Source organism: Frigoribacterium sp. SL97 (assembly GCF_026625765.1).
Taxonomy (GTDB): domain Bacteria; phylum Actinomycetota; class Actinomycetes; order Actinomycetales; family Microbacteriaceae; genus Frigoribacterium.
This window is the reverse complement of record NZ_CP113062.1, coordinates 1,745,908-1,764,438: the sequence shown is the minus strand read 5'-3', so window position 1 is coordinate 1,764,438 and position 18,531 is coordinate 1,745,908. Positions and strand designations below refer to the sequence as shown.

The 18,531-nt window shown below is 68.0% G+C and carries 18 protein-coding genes; 11 read left to right on the top strand and 7 right to left on the bottom strand.

What is annotated here, in order from left to right:
• Positions 1-112 precede the first annotated feature (112 nt).
• Positions 113-967: a hypothetical protein gene (locus tag OVA02_RS08405; RefSeq protein WP_267659636.1), complete on the bottom strand. Its 855-nt coding sequence runs from the start codon at positions 965-967 to the stop codon at positions 113-115.
• 837 nt (positions 968-1,804) lie between these two features.
• Here OVA02_RS08405 and OVA02_RS08400 point away from each other — a divergent pair.
• The 3 genes from OVA02_RS08400 (at position 1,805) to OVA02_RS08390 (ending at position 5,192) form a co-directional block, all read left to right on the top strand.
• Entirely contained in the window at positions 1,805-2,902 is a 1,098-nt protein-coding gene (locus tag OVA02_RS08400; protein ID WP_267659635.1) for a hypothetical protein, read from the top strand.
• Positions 2,903-2,904: 2 nt separating this feature from the next.
• Complete coding sequence (locus OVA02_RS08395; protein ID WP_267659634.1) at positions 2,905-4,608, top strand: FtsK/SpoIIIE domain-containing protein; 1,704 nt, start codon at positions 2,905-2,907, stop codon at positions 4,606-4,608.
• Between the two features lie 341 nt (positions 4,609-4,949).
• Complete coding sequence (locus tag OVA02_RS08390) at positions 4,950-5,192, top strand: hypothetical protein (RefSeq protein WP_267659633.1); 243 nt, start codon at positions 4,950-4,952, stop codon at positions 5,190-5,192.
• Positions 5,193-5,293: 101 nt separating this feature from the next.
• Here OVA02_RS08390 and OVA02_RS08385 read toward each other — a convergent pair whose 3' ends face one another.
• The 4 genes from OVA02_RS08385 to OVA02_RS08370 all read right to left on the bottom strand — a co-directional run bounded on the left by OVA02_RS08385 (position 5,294) and on the right by OVA02_RS08370 (position 8,622).
• Positions 5,294-5,620, bottom strand: coding sequence for a hypothetical protein (locus OVA02_RS08385; RefSeq protein WP_267659632.1), 327 nt, complete (start codon positions 5,618-5,620; stop codon positions 5,294-5,296).
• Positions 5,620-5,964 (bottom strand): hypothetical protein, encoded by a 345-nt coding sequence (locus tag OVA02_RS08380; RefSeq protein WP_267659631.1) that lies wholly within the window; start codon positions 5,962-5,964, stop codon positions 5,620-5,622. The genes OVA02_RS08385 and OVA02_RS08380 overlap by 1 nt, the downstream gene beginning before the upstream one ends.
• A gap of 116 nt (positions 5,965-6,080) precedes the next feature.
• Positions 6,081-6,614 carry a hypothetical protein gene (locus OVA02_RS08375; protein WP_267659630.1) on the bottom strand — a complete coding sequence of 178 codons (534 nt, stop codon included), beginning with the start codon at positions 6,612-6,614 and terminating at the stop codon, positions 6,081-6,083.
• 406 nt (positions 6,615-7,020) lie between these two features.
• Positions 7,021-8,622 (bottom strand): recombinase family protein, encoded by a 1,602-nt coding sequence (locus OVA02_RS08370; RefSeq protein WP_267659629.1) that lies wholly within the window; start codon positions 8,620-8,622, stop codon positions 7,021-7,023.
• 192 nt (positions 8,623-8,814) lie between these two features.
• On the opposite strand from OVA02_RS08370, the gene OVA02_RS08365 reads away from it, so the two are divergent.
• The 7 genes from OVA02_RS08365 (at position 8,815) to OVA02_RS08335 (ending at position 15,516) form a co-directional block, all read left to right on the top strand.
• Positions 8,815-9,777, top strand: coding sequence for an acetylxylan esterase (locus OVA02_RS08365; protein ID WP_173150790.1), 963 nt, complete (start codon positions 8,815-8,817; stop codon positions 9,775-9,777).
• 124 nt (positions 9,778-9,901) lie between these two features.
• The gene (locus tag OVA02_RS08360) at positions 9,902-10,933 is read left to right on the top strand and encodes an NADPH:quinone reductase (protein WP_056044968.1); all 1,032 of its coding nucleotides are present in this window, start codon (positions 9,902-9,904) and stop codon (positions 10,931-10,933) included.
• Positions 10,934-11,042: 109 nt separating this feature from the next.
• Positions 11,043-12,092: an MBL fold metallo-hydrolase gene (locus tag OVA02_RS08355; RefSeq protein ID WP_082460204.1), complete on the top strand. Its 1,050-nt coding sequence runs from the start codon at positions 11,043-11,045 to the stop codon at positions 12,090-12,092.
• Between the two features lie 104 nt (positions 12,093-12,196).
• Positions 12,197-13,078 (top strand): patatin-like phospholipase family protein, encoded by an 882-nt coding sequence (locus tag OVA02_RS08350; RefSeq protein WP_056044964.1) that lies wholly within the window; start codon positions 12,197-12,199, stop codon positions 13,076-13,078.
• Between the two features lie 47 nt (positions 13,079-13,125).
• Positions 13,126-14,349 carry a glycosyltransferase gene (locus OVA02_RS08345; RefSeq protein WP_056044962.1) on the top strand — a complete coding sequence of 408 codons (1,224 nt, stop codon included), beginning with the start codon at positions 13,126-13,128 and terminating at the stop codon, positions 14,347-14,349.
• A 124-nt stretch (positions 14,350-14,473) separates the two neighbouring features.
• The gene (locus OVA02_RS08340) at positions 14,474-14,953 is read left to right on the top strand and encodes a heme-degrading domain-containing protein (protein WP_056044960.1); all 480 of its coding nucleotides are present in this window, start codon (positions 14,474-14,476) and stop codon (positions 14,951-14,953) included.
• A gap of 20 nt (positions 14,954-14,973) precedes the next feature.
• Positions 14,974-15,516: a hypothetical protein gene (locus tag OVA02_RS08335; RefSeq protein ID WP_082460203.1), complete on the top strand. Its 543-nt coding sequence runs from the start codon at positions 14,974-14,976 to the stop codon at positions 15,514-15,516.
• Here OVA02_RS08335 and OVA02_RS08330 read toward each other — a convergent pair.
• Positions 15,513-17,111: an MFS transporter gene (locus OVA02_RS08330; RefSeq protein WP_056044958.1), complete on the bottom strand. Its 1,599-nt coding sequence runs from the start codon at positions 17,109-17,111 to the stop codon at positions 15,513-15,515. The two genes, OVA02_RS08335 and OVA02_RS08330, sit on opposite strands and share 4 nt — an antisense overlap.
• A 287-nt stretch (positions 17,112-17,398) precedes the next feature.
• On the opposite strand from OVA02_RS08330, the gene OVA02_RS08325 reads away from it, so the two are divergent.
• Positions 17,399-17,989: a hypothetical protein gene (locus tag OVA02_RS08325; protein ID WP_056044955.1), complete on the top strand. Its 591-nt coding sequence runs from the start codon at positions 17,399-17,401 to the stop codon at positions 17,987-17,989.
• Between the two features lie 100 nt (positions 17,990-18,089).
• Here the strand turns inward: OVA02_RS08325 and OVA02_RS08320 are convergent, their stop codons facing one another.
• Complete coding sequence (locus OVA02_RS08320) at positions 18,090-18,530, bottom strand: hypothetical protein (protein ID WP_056044953.1); 441 nt, start codon at positions 18,528-18,530, stop codon at positions 18,090-18,092.
• Between the last annotated feature and the right edge of the window lies 1 nt (position 18,531).

The window sequence follows — 18,531 nt, the reverse complement described above, 5'->3', positions numbered from 1 at the left end:
GCGTCGATCCCATCGGGGCTCTAGGCTGCGCGCTCAGGATGTCAGAAGCGACTCCGAGCAGACCGCAAAAAGGCGGCGACTCCGGGGTGGGAGTCGCCGCCTTCCGAGAGAGTTATGCGATTCTGCAGTCTCGGTTCATCAGCAGGTCCTTGTTACCGTTGGCATTCTCGGACTCGAATTCGAAGTCCTCACAGCCGAAGGAATTCGTCGTGGTGCCCATGGGAATCTCCTCGCCGTTCTTCACGGCGAAGAACACTGTGTCACCCCGAAGGAATTCGGCGTCGTAGCGCTGACCAACTTCGGGGAGAGCCAGGGCTTCTTCCAAGCTCAGGATTCCATCAACGACCGTGCTGAAATGGCCATCCTTGAATCCGCCCATATCGAGCATTGGCAGGGTCTGCCAGCTCTGACCATTGCCCAGGTAGTTCGTATCCTCTGCTTCTGCGATGACTTCGCCTGTTCTTGTGTCGACGACGGTGGTCCGAACGCCGCAGGAGTCATAGGAGTCCGCGCAGGCAATGGAGGGATAAGTGAAATTCGGCTGACCAGTTCCTGCCTTGGTCTGCTTCAGGAAGGCTGGTAGACCATTGGTGAAACTGGCAGTTTCCATGTCAAAGTCGTAGCTCTTTCCATCGAGCCAAGTCACCTGGCCGATCTCAGTCAGGTCGAGGTCCCAGGTGAACTTCTGAAACATAGTCATCTCAGTGGTTCCCGCCGGTGCGGGCTCGCTGGGGGCCACAACGCAGCCGCCCCCCGTACCGGTGAACTCACCCTCATCGCTCACGGCCTGGATACAGAAGCCGCCAGCGTCTCTCGCGGCATCCGCTCCGGGAGCGAGCAGAGGTGAAGCGACGAGTGCGAGCAGGAGGCCGGCCGCCGCGATGAGCAGTGGCGCCTGCTTCCTTCGCTCGCTCTTCGGCCCAGCCTGTGCTGACTCGGCGGCCTTGGGGGTGATGGTCTTTGCCATGGTGATCTCCTCAGTTGTGTGCGATCGGCATCCATATCAAAACGACCAAAACCGAAGCACTGGCGCTACAGCACACAGAGAAAGAGCCGGAGTAGCAGAGAGAGAAAGAACCGAGCTACTCCGGCTCATCTACCAGAGGAGGCGATGCCCACCAGCACCAGCGCTTCATATCGCTTCGGGGCAGTTGTGTCACGCCACCACGACTCCTCGTCCGGCACCGTGACGCGACACCACCGCTGGCTCGAAGGCCCGGCACTGAGACGCGACACCACTGCTGAGAGAACCAGACTGCGTCGTGGTGTCGCACACCCACAGCCCGGCTCTCCGACTCGTGTGTGACACCACCATGGCTGATGACTGAGCTGCTGTGGTGTGACGCCACTGCTGCGGCGATGGTGCTGAGCGTGGTGTGACGCCACTGCTGACCGTGCTGAGGCTGAGTGAGCGGGAGCGGAACCTGGTGGAGCGGGAGCGGAACTGGGGTTGGCCTGAGGAGGACTACTGCTGAGGCTGAGGAGAGGGCTGGCTGAAGCTGAAGACAGGCTGCTGGCTGCTGACGGCAGGACTGCGGGCGCGGGCTGAGGCGGGCCGAATCCAAAGTGTTAGAAGTGGTGATCTCCTCTAGAAAACGAGGGAGACATTATTCGCGCCCATTTGGTGGCTCTAGGCGTGAGATCTCAACGCTTGAGCTATTGCCGAGTGAATCAATAGGCCGAGTAATAGGAGCTGCAATAGGAGCTGCAATAGGTCAGAGCGATATGAGTCTTGCTCCCGCCACGAGCTGCAATAGGCAGCCGACAGCACACCGAAAGGGAGCCAGACACAAGGAGAAAGACCATGGCTCTACCCGTCCCAACCATCGAAGCTCAGCCGCTTCCGGCAATTGAACCGACCCCGGTAGCTGCTCCCTCAACAGAGGTGGAGAGGCCCAAGCGACCGAGCGGCGCACACATCACCGAGGGAAATTCACGGCTCGTAGCCTTCACCGGCATGTTCCCCTGTATCGACGCGGAGGGGCTATCGATGCTCAGCTTTCGCCAGGAGACACGCTTCGCCCCCGGTGGGGAGCTGCCGAGCATCAAGGGAACCAAGGCTCGACTCGACAAGATCGTCCGCGTCGGCGCCATGAAGCGCACCACCAACATGGCCTCCAAGGTCGTCCATTACGGCATCACGGACAGCGGGATCGGTGCGGCTTGGAGCTTCGGCCACGCCCTCGAGAGGCCAGACAAGCTCGACAATCTCAGCAAGTCTCGGCTCACTCACTACCAGATGATCGCCCATGTAGCAGCCCAGTTCGCCTCTCCCCAGGGCTTCTTCCGGGACAGCCTGGGGGTCGAGCCAGTGCCGATCGACAACCTCGTCAGCGAGAAAATGATGCGGAACTCCTTCGATGTCGTCAAGAGAAAGCTCAAGGAAGAGATCGACGCAGACGCGAGCGTTGACCACCGAGGCGACTTCGGTAGGTGGCGAAACGATGTGATCAGCTCCGCCATCTCGGCAGTGGGAAGCGGTCGGCTTCGGTGGTCAGAGATCGTTGAAGCACGGCCCGCGCTGCTCACTCTCGGAGCTCCTCAGCGCGGCAACACAAAGCTCAAGGCCGTCCATCAGCCAGACCTTGCGGTGATCCTCGACGGTGATCGCACTGACTCCCGCGCCAAGAACCTCCTCGTCGAGGTCGAGATCAGCAAGAAGAGCTGGGAAGAGTACGACGCCATCTTCGCCACGCTCAAGGCCGAACTCGAAGAGGGAAGCATCTACGACAGGGCCATCTACTTCACCCACGGAACCCAGATCCCCAGCCTATTGCGCCGCGTAAACGCAGGCGGAAGCTACAACCTCATCGAATCAGGCCGACTCTTGATCCTCCCGCTGCTCCACAGGGACGGCGCACCATTCACATTCAGCAACCGAGTCCAGGTCGGGGGTAACTGACCATGATCGCTCTATTCAACTCAGCGAAAGACGCCGCAGCACCGGTCATCGATCACCTGCCGGCAATCGGAATCTCTCTACTCGTCGTCGTGGTGCTGGTCTGCACCGCCGTGGCCGAGGTAATCAAGCGCCACCAGCGCTGGAAGAACTACCGGGAAAAGCGCGGCTGGAAGCCTGCCTCCTGGTTCAAGGCAGAGCCGAAGATCTACTTCGACATCGAGAACGAGTTGCTGTCGAACAAGGGACTCGTGGACTCAGCGGCCGACATCAATGCGTTCCTCACGCCGAAGGAGGACGGCGGATCTACCTGGAAGCCCGCATGGCTCTCGCCTCACTCCCGCCCCGTCCGAGCCATGGTCAAGGCTCACCGAGGTGCCGCCCGGGGTAAGAGATACCTGGTTCACCAGCATGTCGCGGAGGCCGCCAAGTACTTCGTCGTGCGGGAGCTTCCTGAGACTCACCGGGTCGTGGAGCTGGAACCGTCCAAGATCCCTGAGGGCGAGACGCCGAAGCAGAAGCTCAAGCGTGAAAGGAAGGAGGAGCGGAAGCTTCGCGAGAATCACTTCCGCATCGACATCGTTCTCGACGGTCGAGACCCGGCTGAAGTGCGACGGCTGGAGGGCAAGATCGTCTCTCAGCTCGGGCTCAAGTCTCTCCAGGAGTTCGAGACGGAGGACAACTTCACGCTGAGCTACGCCGCACACAAGTCGATCCCGGGCGACCCCCTGATGAAGCTCAAGGCGGGTATCGAGTTCTTCAGGGAGAACGCGGCCAAGGTGGCACACCTCATCCCGCTCGCGGTTCGCGAGAACGGCAAGCTCTGGGCTCTGGCCATGCACCACCTGCTCATCATCGGCATGACCGGCTCAGGAAAGGGTTCACCCCTCAATGGGCTGATCCGTCAGCTTGCTCCGTTCGTTGAGCGAGGGACGGCCGTGTTCTACGGCATCGATCCGAAGGCGTCGGAGCTTCGTCCCTACGAGGAATCAAGGCTCTTCGAAGAGTTGGTCTACGAGAACGCAGGTGCAGTCGATGTGATCGCGGAGGTTCACAAGGTGATGAAGCACCGGGCGAAGCACAAGCGGGTGGATGTGGAGAACGCCGACCTCGGTCGCTCGTTGGATGCCACCAGGGAGAACCCGATGGTCGTCCTCTTCATCGACGAGTTCCTGTCGCTCCTCATCGCGCTACAAGCAATGGGAAAGCCGGGAAAGGCCGCAACCACGCTTCTCGTCGAGGTCCTGGCTCAGGGTCGTTCTCTTGGGGTCTATGTCGTTGCTGCAACCCAGGAGGCCGACAAGGATCTCCTCGGCAGAATGCGCGGCAACTTTGCCAACATCATTCTCCTGAAGCAGCCGAGCGAGTACTTTAACGACTTCTTCCTCGGAGAGGGAGCACGGGCGGCTGGCTTCGACTCGACGGCCATCCCACTGAGCACCAAGGCCAACGGCTACGCCTACGCAGGTATCGGCTTCGTCAAGGAAGAGACTGGCAAGCCCGTCAAGGTTCGCTTCGCCTACAGCTCGGATGAGGACATCGCTGAACTGATCAAGACATACCCCAAGGTCGGCCGGTCAACTCCCGCCCAGGCCATCGCGCCGACCTACGCCATCGGCGACGATGACGCAGACACCGGGGGCTTCGACTACGAGCCGTTGGTACTCCATGAAAGCAACAACGAAGGCGGCGGCTTCGGTCGCTTCTAGCAGCAGCTCGAGGCTCCAGGGCGGCGATTCGATTTCGGTCGAATCGTCGCCCTTCGCTGTGCCCGCTCAATGGCGGTACTTCCTAAAGAAAGGGATACCTTGTGCGTCGTTGTCCAGGATGGTCACTCTCAGGCCATGGTTGCCCGAGGAGCGCGAGAGGGCAGCCTAGAGGGACGATGACTCCGGGGCTCTAGGCTGCGCGCTTAGAACGCAGTTTCAGCCCAGGCTCAACGGTCAGGAAAACAGCTGGTCAGGATCAGTTTTGGAGAAATGGTTGACACCTACTAGTAGCCAACAATGATGATCCACAACGAACCGCAACCGCTCGAAAGGCAGACATCATGGCGAACGCAACCCAGACCCAGACCTCCGCTCCCAAGGCCGAGGAGTTCGACCGCACCAGCGTGACGCGCAGCTTCGCTCGGCTCAAGCACGAAGTCAGCGAGCTGGTCAACGACGCCCACCGCTCGCGTCCGTTCTACGCCGCCAGCAAGGAGGAGGCCGTCACCAAGCGTGACGCGGCCCTCGCGCTGCTCAGCCAGGCGGCCGAGAAGATCGACGCGATCAAGAAGGACGGCAACTAGCCCTCCAAACCCTGAAGCGGCAAAAGCCCCCGGCCAGATGGCCGGGGGCTCTTCGTGTCCTCGCAAATCGCACGCTGTGGCACCACGCCTTTGTCAGCGCCTTATGAGATCTGCTCCGCGAATCGCGGCTCAAGCTCGTAGTCGCCATCCGCGATCTGCTCGGCGGTCAGACCGAAGAGAACGGCCGCCTGCTGGATTCGTTGAAAGTAGGCGCAATCGCAGGTGTGATCGCAGTGAGATCGCTCCGTGTCAGCGAGTTGTTCGCGGAAGCCGCCCATGAGCACATCGGGATCTTCCAAGGGAATTACGATCTCGTTCATCAATGCGTTCCAGCACCCGTCGATGTTCCGCTCCTCTTCCGACAATTCGAAATTCTTCGCGAAGAACTTGATGATCTGTGCGTCGGTTGTCTTGAGGCTGGTGGCCATCAGAAAGCCTCCTCAAACTGAGCAATCAATGTCGTGATCTCGTGTTGGCCGTCCTTCGTTCCCGAAGCGCTAACGAAGCGCATGCCGCACGAGTCATCGAACCAATTGCGAACGGTGTTAAGCAGCTCCTCTGTGTTTCTCAACCCTCGGACAGTGAGATGCGTGTCTTTCTCGCCATATCCATAGCTGCGCGTCCGCCCCACTTCTTCAGGGTCCGTGAGTACATGGATACTGTGGCAACCGTCCCACGCGATGCCTGCGGGGCTGACAAGAGCTCCTTCGACCAGATCCCATGGCGCATGCCCCGAGGCGGCTCGGTCGGCCATATAAGCGTTCATCTTCATTTGTCTTCCTTTTCGGTTTGAGAAGGGCCGCCTCACCTCGTGAGCGGCCCTTCAATCTTGTTTTCGGCGTATCGGTACTTTTCAACGAGGGCACAGAGCCTCCCGTCAAGACGAAATCAGGCAGCCCCGGTGCTCCGGTGATGGATGGCCATCCGCGCGAACTCTTCAGCGGGAACTAGAATTCGCGGCACCCATGGCTTGAAACTCGCCATCCGAGCACGCTCGGCGTGGCGCTTCGAAAAGTCGCTGATTCGCCGCTCAGTCCAGTCATTAGGGGCACGCAATTCCGCGATGAGTGAAGGCCAACTCTCCGGGTCGTAGTCGGCCAAGAACTCGGCCAGCTCGTACACGACGAGGTCGACGGCCGCGCTTAGATGCTCGTACTCTCCAGGTTTTCTCTCTTCGACCGCTTTGACACTCGACTGACTTTCACTCGTCGCGATCAGATGCTCGTAGCGTTCTTTGGAAGTCATCATTTTGGTTAGTTCCTTTCGATGGTGGTGGTGGCCGGCGCGGCCGACCGGTTCGGCTTCTTCTCTTTGGGTCGGACAGAACCTGTGCTCTGCCGATGTCTTCGGGGCGAGCCAGAGCCCGCCGGGTATCGGCGCATAGGGCGCCGACGAGCGCGGCCGGTTGCGGCCGTTCTCCATTTTTTGAATTCAGTTTTCAAGATTCAGAAGCTCGCCCCGCTTCTTCGTTTCCTCCCCGGGGCGTCTTGAAAATGACATTACGGAAGCTGAAATGGACCTATTGACCACCGCGCTACGGGGTCCAAGGCACTGGGGAAAATGCCCGATCTGGGGCCGGAATCATGGGGGTGCAATGTCGGTTCTGCACTTCTTTTAAAGAACCAATTTGGTCAAGACCGGGGCGGAGTTGCATCTCGGGCGTGTCGTGAGCGCAGAGGTACCAATCGCAGCCCGGAGCACGGAGACTCAGCCCCGAGGAGTGCAGTCGGCATGATCCGGCGATCCACGCGTGAGCGTCGCGGAGGCGGGCAGCTACGACGAAGGCCGGGCACTCCTAGGAATGCCCGGCCTGTCTGTTCAGCCCTGCTTACTTACGCCAGACGGGATCGATGCGAGATCTGAACTGGGCCTCGCTCTGTCGGCCCGCCTTGCCCTTCTTTATGACCACCATCTCAAGCTCGCCACGCAGAAGCCGGTTGAGTTCTTCGGTCTCCTCGGGACTTGCCGCGTAGGGCAGCTCCTGAGTCCGGTCGTCTCCCTGGGCCGCAGCGGCGGCGGGAGCGCCCCAGAGCTGATTCTCGCCATCCTTGGCCTGTCGCGGAGTGATCCGGAGGAACTGCCCCTGAACACCCAGGAGCCATTCCAGAGCCTCGGTGCTTCTCCTCAGTGGGCTGGGAGGTGCCGCACCCTCCATGAGGAACGCGTCCAGGCTTTTCTGGAGTTCTCGTTGTTCCTTCTCCAGCTCGCCAACTTGAGGGAAGACGATGCTGGCGGGGAGCTGACTGGCTCGATACGCCTCCAAGAGCTCCCAGATTTTCTCGGTCGCGGCAGTGAGCAGGACAAAATCTGGCCAGTCGGCGGGCTGTTTGGGTTGAGTCTCCTCGGCGCTGGCCCCAGCTTGATGGGCTCGAACGGCGCGCTCGACGGTCTCCCGGATCAGATGCTGTTCAAGGAGCCCCGCAGAGATGCCGACATGGCCCTGCTTACATCCGTAGAGGGCTCTGCCCCGAGAACCAGAAGGCAGCTGCCCGTAGAGGGGCTTGGAGCACTCGCCGCAGCGCAGCATTCCTGCGAGTGGCCAGCTACCAGTCCGAAGCTTGGTCCGTGAGAGGCGACTAAGCATGGCGAGCGCCTGATCTCGGTCCTGGAGGCTGATGATCGGAGCCCAGGCCCCCATGACGAGCTTGCCCTCGGCATCGTAGAGAGGCTCGCGCCTGTAGGTGCGGACGCCAGCGGTACGCCAACCCAGCAGCACGCGGTAGACCACCGACCATTCCCATTGACCAGCGGGCTTCTCTTCCTTCTTCGACTGAGCTGGGTCTACGGCAGTTCGTATTCCTGCCTCATTCCAGCCGTGCGCAATGCTGGCGACGGACGCTCCGCCCTTGATCTCCTCGACGGCCTTGCGAATGTGGTGCGCCTCCTCCTCGCGGATGGTAATCGCATCGTCTTCCCAGCCGAACGGCCGCTGGCGCTGCCGCTTGGGCCGACCGGCGTAGGCGTTGCGCTCGAATGTGACCTTCTGGCGCTCCGAGATCGTCCGGGCCTCTCCCGCCGCGATGGCTCCGAGAATGCGAGCTAATGTGATCCCTTGGGTGGTGGAAAGGTCGTAGTTTTCCGTCCTGACCGTGCGGATGCTGAGGCCGGTCTGGTCCACAAGCTTGATTAGCTCTTCGAGTTCGAGGGGCCTGCGGGTAAGCCGATCGTCTGAGTAGGCGATGATGGTGTCGAACTCGCGATCCCGGGCGGCCGCGAGCATGGCGCCGTACCGCTCACGCTCCTTGGCCTTGGACTGCTCGGACGCTCCTGTGCCGTCTGCTTCGGGATATTCGGCGACCACAGTTAGGCCGTGCCTCCGGGCAAGCGCTCGACAGAGGTCGAGCTGCCCTTCGATGGTTCTGCCTTCGTCTTTCTTGTCCCGGCTGATCCGGGCGTAAATTGCTGCTCGCCTGCCAGCCCCCGCGTCCATGCGTCAAATGTACATCAATACTTATGCCGAACCAGTTGGGGGTCGCCTACAACGCCCGTCTGCTGCAGACGGTCGCCGACCACGTCGCGCCCGCGTTCGGCTGGGTGCCGAACCTGGCCCGCGCGAGCTGAGCCGTGCCTCCTGTACCGCGCCTCCTCGGCTGTCGTCGCGGGCTGCGGTAGACAAGGGGGCATGTTCACCGACCTGCCCGAACCCGCCCTGCGGGAGTACCGCAGCACCCAGACCGACCCCGACGACTTCGACGAGTTCTGGGCGACGACGCTCGCCGAGACGCGGGCGCACCCACTCGACCTGCGGGTGGATCGGGTCGACACGGGGCTGACGACGGTCGACGTGTACGACGTGACGTTCGCCGGATGGGCGGGTCAGCCCGTGCGGGCCTGGTTGCGCGTGCCCGCCGGGGCGGAGGGACCGTTGCCGGCGGTCGTGCAGTTCGTCGGCTACGGCGGCGGTCGCGGCGCCGCCGTCGAGAACCTCTTCTGGTCGTCGGCCGGTTTCGCTCACCTGCAGATGGACACCCGCGGCCAGGGCTCGGGGTGGAGCCTCGGCGCCACCCCCGACCCGGACGGCTCGGGTCCCGCTCACCCCGGCGTCATGACGCGGGGCATCGACTCGCGCGAGACCTACTACTACCGCCGGGTGTTCGCCGACGCCGTCCGCGCCGTCGAGGCCGCGCGCGGGCTCGACGTCGTCGACGCCTCCCGGGTGTCCGTCGTCGGCGGCAGCCAGGGCGGCGGCATCGCCCTCGCCGTCGCGGGACTCGTCCCCGACCTCGCCGCCGTCGCGGCGTACGTGCCGTTCCTCTGCGACTTCCGGCGCGCGACCGTCATCACCGACGCCGACCCGTACAAGGAGATCGGACGCTACCTGGCGGTCCACCGGCACCGCGCCTCCTCGGTGCACGACGTCCTCGCGTACTTCGACGGCGTCAACTTCGCGAGGCGGGCCACGGCCCCGGCCCTGTTCACGACGGCGCTGATGGACCCGACCTGCCCGCCGTCGACGGTGTTCGGCGCGTTCCACGCGTACGCCGGGGCGGCCGACGTCACGGTGTGGCCGTACAACGGGCACGAGGGCGGCGGGTTCGAGGACGACCTGCTGGCGCTCGCCCTGTTCCGCGGCGCCGGGTCCTGAGCCGGCCCGCGCACCACACGACGCCGTCGAGTGGGCACGACACCGTGACGTGCAGCGGTGCCGTGTCCACTCGGTGGCGTCCCGGGCGGGAACACGGCGGGGCCGGGTCTGGTTGGCTCCGGGCATGAAGTCGATCGTGTACTCCGAGACCGGACCCGCCCCCACCGTGCTGCAGCTCGTCGACCGCGACCTGCCCGAACCCGCCGCCGGCGAGGTGCGGGTGCGCGTCGTGTTCTCGGGCGTCAACCCCACCGACTGGAAGTCCCGCGCAGGCGGTGGGCCCGGCGAGTCGCTGCCGTTCCCCGAGGTCACGCCCAACCAGGACGGCTCGGGCGTCGTCGACGCCGTCGGCGAGGGCGTCACCGGCCTCTCGGTCGGCGACCGCGTCTGGACCTACCTCTCGGCCCACCAGCGCCCCACCGGCACCGCGCAGGAGTTCACCGTCCTGCCCGCGTCCCGCGTCGTCCCGCTGCCCGACGGCGTCGGCCTGGACGTCGGTGCGAGCCTCGGCGTCCCCGCCATGACCGCCCACCGCGCGCTCACCGTGTGGGAGGACGGCCCGAGCCGCCTGACCCCCGGCAGCCTCGACGGCGCCGTCGTCCTCGTCGCCGGAGGCGCGGGTGCGGTCGGTCACGCCGCCATCCAGCTCGCCCGCTGGGCGGGGGCCACCGTCGTCACGACCATCAGCAGCGACGAGAAGGCCGCCCTGGCCACGGCCGCCGGCGCCCACCACGTCGTCAACTACCGCACGGACGACGCCGCCGCCCGCATCCGCGAGATCGCCCCCGCCGGCGTCGACGTCGTCGTCGAGGTCGCGATCTCGCAGAACGCCGACCTGCTGGCCGACGTCGTCGCCCACCGCGCCTCCGTGGCGATCTACGCCGACAACGGCGGCGACACGACGACCATCCCGATCCGGGCGAACATGATCACGAACACCCGGTTCCAGTTCGTCCTGCTCTACACCGTGGGCGAGGAGGCGCTGCAGGCCGCCGTCGAGGACGTCACCGCGGCCCTGCGCGACGGCGTGCTGCCGGTCGGCGAGGCCGCCGGCCTGCCGCTGCACACCTTCCCGCTCGCCGACACGGCCGCCGCCCACGAAGCCGTCGAGGGCGACGTGGTCGGCAAGGTGCTGATCGAGGTCTCCGCCGAGTAGACGACGGGCGCCGCATAGTCCGGCGCCGCGTCGACGACGGGCTCCGCATGGCCCGGCGCCGCCTCGACGGACGCGGGGCGGCGCGGGCGGCGCTGGCTAGGCTCGCGGGGTGACCGACGCCACCAGCCGACCCGCGCCTCCTGCCCCTCCCGTCCCGCTCAGCCCCGTGCAGGCCGACGCCGTCCGTCACGGCGCGCTGCCGCCCGTGGAGGAGGTCCGGCACGGCGTCTGGTCGGTCGCGTTCGAGTTCGGCGACGGCGTCGACGACCACTCGCTGGGCTACGTCGTCGAGGGCTCCGACGGCGCCCTGACGGTCATCGACCCCGGGTGGGGAGTCGAGGCCAACCTCGACCGCCTCGAGAGCGCCCTCGCCGACGTCGACCACTCGCTGGCCGACGTCGACCTGATCGCCGTGACCCACCTGCACGCCGACCACCTGGGCGGAGCCGAGGCGCTGCGTCGGGCCTCCGGCGCCCGGATCGCCCTGCACGCCGCCGAGCAGCGCGCGCTGGGCGAACGGCCGTCCGACGCCGCGGCCGCCGACACCGACATCGCCCGGTGGGGCGCGCCCCGGGACGACCAGGAGGCGCTGGTCGCGTCGTGGGGGTCGGGTCGCCACCTGCCCGTGCTCACCGCCGACCTGCTGCTCGGCGACGGCGACGTGCTGCCCGTCGCGGGACGGCTGCTGCGGGCGGTGCACACCCCGGGCCACACGGCGGGCCACCTCTGCTTCGTCGAGCCCGAGCAGCGACTCGTCTTCACGGGCGACCACGTGCTGCCGCGGATCAACCCCGGCATCGGCCTCGGCGGGCGCACGGGAGAGAACCCGCTGACCGACTACCTCGCCTCGCTCGACCGCATGGTGGCGCTCGACGTCGCCGGCCCCGACGCCCTCGAGGTGTGCCCCGGCCACGAGTACCGCTTCGTCGGCCTCCGCGCACGGGCCGAGGCCCTGATCGCGCACCGCGCCGACCGCAGCCGTGACGCGGCCGCCGCCCTGGACGCGCTCGACCGGCCGACGGTGTGGCAGGTCGCCGAGCGGATGTCGTGGAGCGGCGGCATCGCCTCGTTGCACGGCTACCGGCTCGGCTCGGCCCTCGCACAGACCGAGTGGCACGTGCAGGACCTCGGCCGCGCCGACGAGCTGCGCGCCGCCTGACACCCGCCCGAGGACGTGGCGAGGTGACCGGCCTAGTGTCGAGCGCGGCCCCGGGGGACGCACCGCGCCTCCTGCCCGGACCGCCACCACGACCGAGGAGAGACATGAGCACGACCACGACCACGACCCCCACCCGCACCGCCCTCGTCCTGGGCGGTGGCGGCATCACCGGCATCGCCTGGGAGCTCGGCGTGCTGTCGAGGTTGCTCGAGGCGGGCGTGCCCGTGGACGAGGCCGACCTCGTCGTCGGCACCTCGGCCGGATCGGTCGTCGGGACGATGGTGCGGCTCGGCCGCGTGGACGAGGGCCTGCGGGAGCAATTCGAGGCCGTGACCGAGCTTCCGTCGGGCTCGATCGACCCCGAGGTGTTCCAGCAGACCCTCGGGCAGGCCCTCGCCGGGGCGACCGACCAGCAGGAGGCGCGGGCCCGCATCGGCGCCCTGGCGCGCGAGACGCCCGTGGTCGCGGACGAACCCGAACTCGTCACGGCCATGCGGGAGCGCTTCGGAGGCGTGGCCTGGCCCGACGCCGCCCTGACCGTCTGCACCGTGGACGCCACCGACGGCTCGTTCCGTCCGCTGGACGCGGGCTCGGGCGTCGACCTGTACCGGGCCGTGGCCGCGAGCTGCTCGGTGCCCGTCGTCTGGCCCACCGTCGACGTCGACGGCCGCCCGACCATGGACGGCGGCGTGCGCTCGGGCACCAACGCCGACCTCGCCGACGACTACGACCGGGTGCTCGTGCTGTCGTGCGGACCCGAGCTCGACGTCTCGCCGCTCGGGCCCACGCTGCCGCAGGTCGTCGAGGCGCGCCGCACCGCCGGCCGGGACGTCCTGGTCGTCCAGGCGGACGCCGAGTCCCTGCAGGCGTTCGGCACCGACGTCCTCGCGACGACCACCCGCCGCCCCGCGGCGGAGGCCGGCCGCCGACAGGCCGAGGCCGTGCTCGACGACGTCCGAGCCTTCTGGGCGGGCGGGGTCGCCTGACCGGCGACGCGCAGACCGCGGGGGCGGTGGGCCGGTACCCTCGGGAAGTGACCACCGCCTCCTCCCCGCTCCGCATCGCCCTCGTGTCGTTGCACACGTCTCCCGGTGCCGAGCCCGGGTCGGGCGACGTCGGCGGCATGAACGTCGTCGTCCGCAACCAGGCCGAGGCGCTCGGCGCCGCGGGCCACGAGGTCGAGATCCTGACCCGCCGGTCCTCGCCCGACGAGCCGGCGAGCCTGGTCCTCGCCCCCGGCGTCACGCTGCGGTTCCTCGACGCCGGCCCGGCCGAACCGGTCACGAAGGGGCGCAACGAGCTCTACGTCGACGAGTTCCGCGACCGGCTCGCCGAGCTCGGCCCGTGGGACGTCGTCCACTCGCACCACTGGTTCTCGGGCATGGCCGCGCTTCCCGTGGCCCGTGCCCTCGGCGTGCCCCACCTGCAGAGCTTCCACTCGATCGCCGCCCACGACTCCACCCCCCTCTCACACGGCGAACGCGCCGAGTCCCCCGGCAGGATCGCCGGCGAAGAACGGCTCGCCCGCGAGTCCGACGCCGTCGTCGCGATCAGCCACGCCGAGGCCGGGACCGTCACCTCCCGTCTCGGCGGCTCGCCCGACCGCGTCCACGTCGTGCTGCCGGGCGTCGACGGCGAGCTCTTCCACCCGGCCGAGGCGGGCCGGACCGCCCCGGGCCGCCCGTACGTCGTCGTGGCGGGGCGACTCGAACCGCTCAAGGCACCCGACCTCGCCCTGCGCGCGGTGGCGGCGGTCCCCGCCGAGGTGCGCCCCGACCTCGTCATCGCCGGAGGCGCCTCGACCGAGTTCGCCGGGTACGAGTCCGAGTTGAGCGCCCTGAGCGACGACCTCGACCTCACCGTGCACTTCCTGGGCCCGCGGTCACGGCCCGGCCTCGCCGCACTGCTGCGCGACGCAGCCCTCGTGCTCGTGCCCTCCCACTCCGAGACCTACGGGCTCATCGCTCTCGAGGCCGCGGCCAGCGGGGTCCCGGTGATCGCCGCGGCGTCGGGCGGCCTCCGCGAATCGGTGGTCGACGGCGTCACGGGCATCGTGCTGCCGCAGCGCGACCCGCAGGCCTGGGCCCGGGCGATGACGCAGGTGCTCGCGGACGCCGGGCTGCGCGACCGGCTCTCGCGCGCCTCCCGGTCCCACGCCCTCGACCACCCGTGGTCGCGTTCGGCCGACGACCTCGTGGGCGTCTACTGCGGGTCGCTCGCCCGCCAGGGGTCGCCCTGCGCCGCGGCCTCGGCCTGACCCCTCCCGGCGCCACCAGCCCGTTGACGGGGGCCGGGCCTAGGCTCGGGTCGTCCCGCGACGGCGCGCCGCCGCGCGCCCGTGCCGACCCACCAGCTCGCCCGACCACCCCAGGAGGCCACCGATGACCGACGACACCCTGCTCCAGACCCTCATCGAACAAGAAGAGCGCCTCGTCTTCCGGCGGTTCACCCTCGACGTCGCCCTCGACCTGGGCGCGCACCTCCTGGCCGAGGCCCGACGCCGCGACCTCGCCGTCGCGGTCACCGTGCGGCACGGTCGGCAGCGGGCGTTCCACGCGGCCCTGCCCGGAAGCAGCCTCGACAACGACGAGTGGCTCGACCGCAAGGCCCGCGTGGTCGAGCGCTACGGGCAGGGTTCGTACCGGGTGGGCGAGTCGTTCCGGGTGCAGGGCGGCACGTTCGACGAGAAGTCGCGCCTCGACACCGGCCTCTACGCGGCGCACGGCGGGCTGTTCCCCGTGCGGGTCACGGGCGTCGGCGTCGTCGGCTCGGCCGGCGTCTCCGGCCTGCCGCAGGCCGACGACCACGCGTTCGTCGTCGACGTGATCGAGGACTTCCTCGACCACGGCTACGACGCCTGAGCCCACCGCCCGAGCATCACGTGGACGACCCGACCGCAGGAGGCGCGGTGCCGGCCCCCGAGTCCCCGTCCGACGACGAGGCGGCCGCCTCGCTCCGTGCCCTCGTCGAGCAGGCGACCGACGACCTGGCCGCGCGCGGGGCGCGCACCGAGGCCCTCGCCCGCCACAAGCCCGCCCGGCGCATCGTCGTGGTGAAGACCGCCGAGTCGCTCGAGCCCGCCGGGCGCGCCTGGCGACTCGGCGTGCTGCTGCTCGGCACCGACGGCCGCGTCTTCGAGACCGGACGCATCACCCGGGCGGTCACGCCGACCCGTTCCCAGCACCTGTCCGCCCAGGTCGAGCAGCGCAAGGCCGAACGGCGGGCGGCCGTGCGCGGCCACTTCGCCGAGGGCGAGGTCGTCAACTACGGGTACGAGCCGGTGGACCTGTCGACCGCGGCGTTGCAGGGCGGCGAGCAGCGCCTCCTCGTCCGCGACGGGCACGCCCTCGTGCGGTGGGGCACGGCGACCGGCGAGGTCCGCGATCTCGCCGCGTACCTCGCCGATCGGGCCGAACTGCTCTAGCGCGCGGTCCCCCGCGAGGGCGACGCAACGGACGCGGTCGTCGTCGCGGGCTCGTCAGGCTCGGTGGGGTCGACGATCTGGGCGGGCTCTGCGTCGAGGAAGGGCAGGTCGCCGAGGTCGATGTTCGGGTTGGCGTCCTGCGTCTCGACGAGCTCGTGCGCCTCGGCCTCGGTGGCCACGCTCGGCATCGAGCCGGGCAGCGGGCGCTGCGACGACTCCTTCATGAACCACACCGCGACGGCTCCGACCAGCGAGGTCGCCATCAGGAAGAACGCCGGCACGAGCTCGTTGCCGGTCGCCTGCAGCAGCGCCTGGATGATCAGGGGCGTCGTCCCGCCGAACACGGCGATCGCGACGTTGTACGACACGCCCATCGCGCCGTAGCGGCTCGCGGTCGGGAAGAGCGCGGGCAGCGACGACGCCTGGCTCGACACCCAGAGCGCGACGCTCACGGCGAGCAGCGACAGCCCGGCGAGGGTCGTCGCGATGCTGCCGACGCCGATCAGGAGGAACGCGGGCAGGGCGAGCAGCAGCACCGATGCGGCACCGAGCCACATGACGGGACGTCGACCGATGCGGTCGCTGAGGCGCCCGGCGACGGGCAGCAGCAGGGCGAGCAGCACGAGCACCGGGATGGTCAGCAGCGTGCCGTGCAGCGGGTCGTAGCCGAGCGAGTCGGTCAGGTAGGTCGGCATGTAGCTGGTCAGCGCGTAGCCGACGGTGTTGGAGGCGGCGACGAGGCCGATCGCGATGACGATCGGACGCCAGTGCTGCCGGACGAGGGCGAGGGTGTTGCGCGGACGGCCCTGCGCGTCGGCGATCTCGCCGACCTTGTTCTCTTGAGCGTCCTGTGTCGCCTGGAACGCGGGCGATTCCTCGATCTTCAGGCGGAAGTAGATGGCGACGACGCCGAGCACGCCGGCCAGCAGGAAGGGCAGCCGCCAGGCCCAGTCGAGCATCTGCTGCTCGGTGGTCAGCAGCTGCAGCACCGACACGACCGCGGCGCCGAGCGCGAAGCCCAGGTAGCTGCCGAGGTCGAGGATGCTCGCGAAGAACCCGCGCCGTTTGTCGGGTGCGTACTCGCTGACGAACGTCGTCGCCCCGGCGTACTCACCACCGGTCGAGAAGCCCTGCAGCAGCTTGAGCACGACGAGGGCGATCGGGGCGAGGGCGCCGATCGCGGCGAAGTCGGGCAGCACGCCGATCAGGAAGGTCGCGCCCGCCATCAGGATGAGCGTGGTCGCGAGCACCTTCTGACGTCCGACCCGGTCGCCGAGGCGGCCGAAGACGACCCCGCCGAGCGGACGCGCGACGTAGGTCGAGGCGAAGACGCCGAGGCTGAAGAGGATCTGCAGCGACGGGTCGGCCTCGGGCAGGAAGACCCGGCCCATCGTGACGGCGAGGTAGCCGTAGACGCCGACGTCGTACCACTCCATGGTGTTGCCGACGACGGTGCCGCCGATGGCGCGCTTCATCATCGCCGGGTCGACGACGGTGACGTCGTCGACGCGCAGACGCCGCGGGCGCCTCCGTCCGGAGGCGCGGGTCGGGCGGTCGGGACGGGTCTCGCGGGCAGGGGTGGGTGGGGTTCCCATGAACGACGTTCCTCTGGATCTCGGGCGCCGGTCGCAGGGACGGGCGCCGCGGCGATCGAGCTGCGGAGGGGCGGTGCCCGGCTGCCGCGGCCCGAGTGGTCGGGTCGACGGCGGGCAACGCTACCGGCATGTCGGCGGCGGATTGCCAGGGCATTCGGAGGGAGGCACACCCACCGCCCAGCCGACGCGGGACGAACTGCCGAGCGGATCGCCTATCCTCGACGACGACTTCCGTGCCGGTCGCCGCCCGCTGATCGCCACCCCACCCGACCCTCAGGAGGCCCGCCGTGCGCCGCGTGCTGATCGCCGTCTCCGTCGTGTTCGGCGTGGGGCTCGTCGCCTTCGTCGTCGCCGTCGCGATGGTCGTCTCGGCGCTCACGGCGCCCCGAGACGAGGACGTCACGGCGATCACGTCGACGCCCGTGCCGGCCTGCCCCGAGGTCGACCCGGTGATGGTCGGCGACATCGAGGTGCCGGCCGGGCCGGTCGCGGGGTACTGCCAGGACCGGCTGGTGAACGCCGCGTACATCATGCTGGCCGCCCGGGCGCAGGGCATCGGGGAACACACCCAGGCCATCGGGGTGATGACCGCCATGGGTGAGTCGAGCCTCCGCAACATCGACTACGGCGACGCCGTCGGGCCCGACAGCCGAGGGCTCTTCCAGCAACGGGACAACGGCCAGTGGGGCACCTACGAGCAGCGGATGGACCCCTACACGGCGGCGACCAGCTTCTTCACGAAGCTCGTGGCCATCCCGGGCTGGAAGGACCTCACCCCGACCCAGGCGGCGCACGCCGTCCAGGTCAACGCCGACCCCGACCACTACACGAAGTGGTTCCCCGACGCCGAGGTGGTCGTGGCGGCGCTGTCGAGCTGAGCCGCGCCTCCTCGGGTCGGGGCCGGTCGGCCGGTCGGGGCCCGTCGGGGCCCGTCGGAGCCGGTCGGGGCCCGTCGGGGCCCGTCGGGGCCGACCGTGACTACTTGGCGCGGCGGCCGATGCTGCTACGGTCGCGCCAGGCGCCCGTCGACCAGAGCGACAGCAGGACGAGCAGCGGCTGGAAGACCAGGCGGAAGGCGCGCCTGCCGTCGGTGTCGAGGCCGAACGCGTCGGTGTGCGTGACGAGCTGCGAGATGTTGCCGGGGAAGATCGCGGTGAAGAACGCCGCGGCGACCCAGCCGACGGTCACGCGGTGCTTGGGGGCGACGACGAGGGCCGCGCCGATGCCGATCTCGACGACGCCGGAGGCGAGCACGACGAAGTCGTCGTCGAGCGGCAGCCACTCCGGTACCTGGGCCTGGAACGGCTCGCGGGCGAACGTGAGGTGGCTCGTGCCGGCGAAGACCAGGGCGCCACCGAGGGCGATGCGGCCCAGGGTGCGGGCGAGGGACGTGGGGCGGGGGCGGGGTCGTCTGGACATC

What these genes read in the sequence shown, in the direction of transcription:
- OVA02_RS08405 (WP_267659636.1), bottom strand. Translation starts at nt 967, where the DNA reads ATGGCAAAGACCATCACCCCCAAGGCCGCCGAGTCAGCACAGGCTGGG.
- OVA02_RS08395 (WP_267659634.1), top strand. Translation starts at nt 2,905, where the DNA reads ATGATCGCTCTATTCAACTCAGCGAAAGACGCCGCAGCACCGGTCATC.
- OVA02_RS08350 (WP_056044964.1), top strand. Translation starts at nt 12,197, where the DNA reads ATGAGCACGACCACGACCACGACCCCCACCCGCACCGCCCTCGTCCTG.
- OVA02_RS08320 (WP_056044953.1), bottom strand. Translation starts at nt 18,530, where the DNA reads ATGTCCAGACGACCCCGCCCCCGCCCCACGTCCCTCGCCCGCACCCTG.
- OVA02_RS08380 (WP_267659631.1), bottom strand. Translation starts at nt 5,964, where the DNA reads ATGAAGATGAACGCTTATATGGCCGACCGAGCCGCCTCGGGGCATGCG.
- OVA02_RS08365 (WP_173150790.1), top strand. Translation starts at nt 8,815, where the DNA reads ATGTTCACCGACCTGCCCGAACCCGCCCTGCGGGAGTACCGCAGCACC.
- OVA02_RS08360 (WP_056044968.1), top strand. Translation starts at nt 9,902, where the DNA reads ATGAAGTCGATCGTGTACTCCGAGACCGGACCCGCCCCCACCGTGCTG.
- OVA02_RS08370 (WP_267659629.1), bottom strand. Translation starts at nt 8,622, where the DNA reads ATGGACGCGGGGGCTGGCAGGCGAGCAGCAATTTACGCCCGGATCAGC.
- OVA02_RS08385 (WP_267659632.1), bottom strand. Translation starts at nt 5,620, where the DNA reads ATGGCCACCAGCCTCAAGACAACCGACGCACAGATCATCAAGTTCTTC.
- OVA02_RS08340 (WP_056044960.1), top strand. Translation starts at nt 14,474, where the DNA reads ATGACCGACGACACCCTGCTCCAGACCCTCATCGAACAAGAAGAGCGC.
- OVA02_RS08375 (WP_267659630.1), bottom strand. Translation starts at nt 6,614, where the DNA reads ATGGAGAACGGCCGCAACCGGCCGCGCTCGTCGGCGCCCTATGCGCCG.
- OVA02_RS08400 (WP_267659635.1), top strand. Translation starts at nt 1,805, where the DNA reads ATGGCTCTACCCGTCCCAACCATCGAAGCTCAGCCGCTTCCGGCAATT.
- OVA02_RS08390 (WP_267659633.1), top strand. Translation starts at nt 4,950, where the DNA reads ATGGCGAACGCAACCCAGACCCAGACCTCCGCTCCCAAGGCCGAGGAG.
- OVA02_RS08330 (WP_056044958.1), bottom strand. Translation starts at nt 17,111, where the DNA reads ATGGGAACCCCACCCACCCCTGCCCGCGAGACCCGTCCCGACCGCCCG.